At 71.3% G+C, this 3,953-nt stretch carries 5 protein-coding genes; 4 read left to right on the top strand and 1 reads right to left on the bottom strand.

The genetic code is table 11. The features are described 5' to 3' along the window. Positions 1-215: 215 nt before the first annotated feature. The 4 genes from dapA to HW578_RS23880 all read left to right on the top strand — a co-directional run bounded on the left by dapA (position 216) and on the right by HW578_RS23880 (position 3,045). Positions 216-1,094, top strand: coding sequence for a 4-hydroxy-tetrahydrodipicolinate synthase (gene dapA, locus HW578_RS23895; protein WP_198373207.1), 879 nt, complete (start codon positions 216-218; stop codon positions 1,092-1,094). A 174-nt stretch (positions 1,095-1,268) separates the two neighbouring features. Continuing rightward, a complete protein-coding gene (smpB, locus tag HW578_RS23890; RefSeq protein ID WP_198373206.1) occupies positions 1,269-1,763 on the top strand; it encodes an SsrA-binding protein SmpB in 495 nt (164 codons plus the stop codon). Between the two features lie 54 nt (positions 1,764-1,817). After that, positions 1,818-2,486, top strand: a complete 669-nt coding sequence (locus HW578_RS23885; RefSeq protein ID WP_198373205.1) for a sulfite oxidase-like oxidoreductase — start codon at positions 1,818-1,820, stop codon at positions 2,484-2,486. Then, the gene (locus HW578_RS23880) at positions 2,479-3,045 is read left to right on the top strand and encodes a glutathione peroxidase (RefSeq protein WP_198373204.1); all 567 of its coding nucleotides are present in this window, start codon (positions 2,479-2,481) and stop codon (positions 3,043-3,045) included. Before HW578_RS23885 ends, HW578_RS23880 begins: the two co-directional genes overlap by 8 nt. Before the next feature lie 183 nt (positions 3,046-3,228). Here the strand turns inward: HW578_RS23880 and HW578_RS23875 are convergent, their stop codons facing one another. Beyond that, positions 3,229-3,894: a uracil-DNA glycosylase gene (locus tag HW578_RS23875; protein ID WP_198373208.1), complete on the bottom strand. Its 666-nt coding sequence runs from the start codon at positions 3,892-3,894 to the stop codon at positions 3,229-3,231. Between the last annotated feature and the right edge of the window lie 59 nt (positions 3,895-3,953).

Raw genomic sequence — 3,953 nt, 5'->3', positions numbered from 1 at the left:
CGCCGGCGGTCGCCAGCGCCTGGCGCCCGGCGGCGCGCGCGCCCTCGGGCGCCCAGGGCTGGGCGAGGGCAGGGAGAGGCAGGGCCAGCAGGCCCAGGATCAGCAGGCGACGCATGGGCGCCTTCCTAGCCGATCCGGCCCGGCCTTGTCCCGCAAGCCTTGTCCCCTGGGGGCCACGCGACTAGGTTCCCGCTCTCGCCACGGAGGAAACCGCCATGTTCAGGGGCTCGATGGTCGCGCTCATCACGCCGATGCGCCAGGACGGGTCCGTGGATGCGAAAGCCTTCCAGGATCTGGTGGAATGGCAGATAGCCGAGGGCACCGAGGGGCTGATCCCGGTCGGCACCACCGGCGAGAGCCCGACCCTGACGCATGAGGAACACAAGCAGGTCGTCGAGATGTGCGTCGAGGCCGCGCGCGGCCGCGTGCCGGTGATCGCCGGCGCGGGCAGCAACTCCACGGCCGAGGCGATCGACTTCGCGCAGCACGCGAAGAAGGCAGGCGCGGATGCGACGCTGGTGGTCACCCCCTACTACAACAAGCCGACGCAGGAAGGGCTGTTCCTGCACTTCACCGCCATCGCCGATGCCGTCGACCTGCCGATGTTCGTCTACAACATCCCCGGCCGCAGCGTGATCGACATGTCGGTCGAAACCATGGCGCGGCTCGCGAAGCACAAGAACATCGTGGGCGTGAAGGACGCGACGGCGAACCTCGCGCGCCCGCTGCACACCAAGCGCGCCTGCGGGCCGGACTTCATCCAGCTGAGCGGCGAGGACCACACGGCGCTGGCCTTCAATGCCGCGGGCGGGGTGGGCTGCATCAGCGTCACCGCCAATGTCGCGCCGCGCCTGTGTGCCGAGATGCACAAGGCCTGGCGCGCCGGGCGGACCGAGGAGGCGATGGCGATCCAGGACCGCCTGGTGCCGCTGCACGACGCGCTGTTCTGCGAGACCTCGCCGGGTCCGGTGAAGTATGCGGCCAGCCTGCTGGCCAAGAGCACCGAACATTGCCGCCTGCCGATGGCGCCGATCGCCGACAGCAGCAAGGCCCGCGTGCGCGAGGCGATGGTCTCGGTGGGGCTGCTGAACTGACCGCGGCCGACGCGACCCCTGCCACCCCCCACTTTCGGCCCGAGGCCCCTGCCTCGGGCCGGGAGCGCACAGCGCGACCGCGCCCATCCCGCCCGCCGTCCCCAATGCGCCAGCGCACGGCGCGAAGGCAAGCCGGCCGGATGGCCGGCGCCCGCCGTCTGAGGGCAGAAAAACGTGTCACCTGAGAAGAAGAAGTCCTCCCTCATCTCCCACGGCATCGCCGCGCAGAACCGCAAGGCGCGCTTCGACTACAAGATCGCCGAGACGATCGAGGCCGGCCTCGCCCTCGTCGGCCCCGAGGTTAAGTCGCTGCGCGCCGGCCGCGCCACGCTCTCCGAGGCCTGGGCCGGCGAGCGCGACGGCGAGATGTGGCTGTTCAACGCCTATATCCCGGAATGGCAGGCGGGGTCCTTCGTCTCGCGCTTCGAACCGCGCCGGCCGCGCAAGCTGCTGCTGCACCGCAAGCAGGTCGAGACGCTGACCGGCGCGATCACGCGCGAGGGCGCGACGCTCGTGCCCCTCGACATCCATTTCAGCGACCGCGGGCGGGCCAAGGTCCTGCTCGGTGTCGCCGAGGGCAAGAAGCAGCACGACAAGCGCGCGGCCATCGCGGCGCGCGACTGGCAGCGCGACAAGGCCCGGCTGATGCGCAACAAGGGGCGCGAATAGCCACCCTTGCATCCGGGCGCGTCCGCCGCACGTAAGCACCGCGAGGAGGCCCCCATGGCCGAAGACGACATCCCCACGACCGGCGCGGTCCGCGACAAGCTGATCCGCACCAAGGAGCGCTGGGCCGAGGAAGGCCGGCTGCTGACCGGCACCCATGGCGACCCGGAACGCGACCGCCTGCCGCCGGGCCAGACCCTGGTGAAGGACTGGCCGGTCCTGGACCTCGGCGTGCAGCCGGATGTCTCGCACGCGAAGTTCCGCCTGCGCGTGGAAGGCCTGGTTGAGAACCGCGTCGCACTCGACTGGGACGGCTTCATGGCCCTGCCGCAGAGCGAGATGGTGGTGGACATCCACTGCGTCACGCAGTGGTCGCGCTACGACAACCGCTTCGCCGGCGTGAAGACCGCCGATCTGCTGGCGCTGGCCCGGCCGAAGCCCGAGGCGCGCTTCGTCTCCATGACGTCTTACGACGGCTACACCACCAACCTGACGCTGGCCGATTTCGCCGCGGACGACGTGATGCTGGTCCATGCCTGGGAGGGCCGGCCGCTCGAGCGCCAGCATGGCGGCCCGGTCCGCCTGGTGCTGCCGAAGCTGTATTTCTGGAAAAGCCCGAAATGGATCACCCGGATCGAGCTTCTGGCCGAGGACCGTCCCGGCTTCTGGGAAGTCCGCGGCTACCACAATCGCGGCGACCCCTGGATGGAGGAACGCTATGGCTGAGACGCCGTACCCCGCGCTGCGCGCACCGCGCCGTGCGCTGCTGCTGGGCGCGCCGCTGATCATGGCGGCCGGCCCGGAGCCCGATGCCTTCAGCTTCCGCATCCCCGCGATCGAGGGCGGCGAGCACGACTTCGCCGCCTGGCGGGGGCGCGTGCTGCTGGTGGTGAACACCGCGTCCTTCTGCGGCTTCACCCCGCAATACGCCGCGCTGCAGCGCCTGCACGAGCGCTATGCCGCGCGCGGCCTCGTGGTTCTAGGCGTGCCCTCGAACGACTTCAACCAGGAAAGCGGCACCAACGCGCAGGTGCGGCAATTCTGCGACGCGCAGTTCGGCATCGAATTCCCGATGGCGGGCCTCACGCGCGTGCGCGGCGTGCAGGCGCACCCCTTCTTCCGCTGGGCCGGCGCGCGGGCGGGCGGGGAGCCGCGCTGGAACTTCCACAAATACCTCGTGGCGCGGGACGGGCGGAGGGTGCAGGGCTTCGCCACCAGCGTGGAGCCGGAAAGCCGTCCGATGATCCAGGCGATCGAGGCGGCGCTGGGCGCGGCGGCAAGCTAGAGCGGATCCCGATCAGGTGGGATCACCTGATCGGGTGAAGATGCGCGCAAAAACAATGCGCTGGAGGCGTTGCCGCCAGCCGAGGCGTGCGGAAGCGCCTCCAGCACGGGCGCAGGCGGCGGGGCCCGCGCGCCAGCCGATGCGTCGTGCCGGCACCTGGCGCGACGACCAGATGGCGCCGCGTCAGGCGCCCAGCCGCGCCAGCAGCGCGCCGACCGCGCCCTCGAACATCTCCGCCGTCAGCCGCTTCGTGGACGTGTTGTACCGGCTGACATGGTAGGAATCCACCAGCCACAGCCCGTCGGGCAGCGTATGCACCGCGCCATGTGCGAAGGCGTGGCGGCTGGCCGGGATGCCCTTCGCGCGCAGCAGCGCATTGTGCGCCACCACGCCCAGCGCCAGCACCGCGCGCAGCCGCGGCATGGCCGCCAGCTCCGCCTGCACGAAGCCGTTGCAACTGCGGATCTCGGCCGGGGTGGGCAGGTTCTCGGGCGGCACGCAGCGCACGGCGTTCGCGATGCGGCAGCCGAGCAGTTCCATGCCGTCATTGGGGTCCTCGCGGAACTCCCCCCGTGCGACGCCGAACTTCAGCAGCGTCCTGTACAACAGCCGCCCGGCATAGTCCCCCGTGAAAGGCCTCCCGGTGCGGTTCGCTCCGCGCACCCCGGGGGCGAGGCCGAGGACCAGCAGCGGCGCCTCGCGCGGCCCCCAGGATGGCACCGGGCCATTGTGCCAGTCCGGATGCGCGGCGCGGTTGGCGGTGCGGTAGGCGACAAGTCGCGGGCAGTGGGGGCAGTCATGGTCCGGCGCGGCGGCCGGGGGCAGGGGGGGCGAGGCGGCCCGCGCCATGCTCACGCCTCGGGGTCCAGTGCCGTATCCGCGAAGGGGTCGGCCGGGGTGGCGCGGGT

Origin of the sequence: Roseomonas rosulenta (genome assembly GCF_016106005.1) — a bacterium.
Classification (GTDB): Bacteria; Pseudomonadota; Alphaproteobacteria; order Acetobacterales; family Acetobacteraceae; genus Neoroseomonas; species Neoroseomonas rosulenta.
Note: the sequence above shows the minus strand (reverse complement) of the source record. Positions and strands in the feature narration are given on the sequence as shown.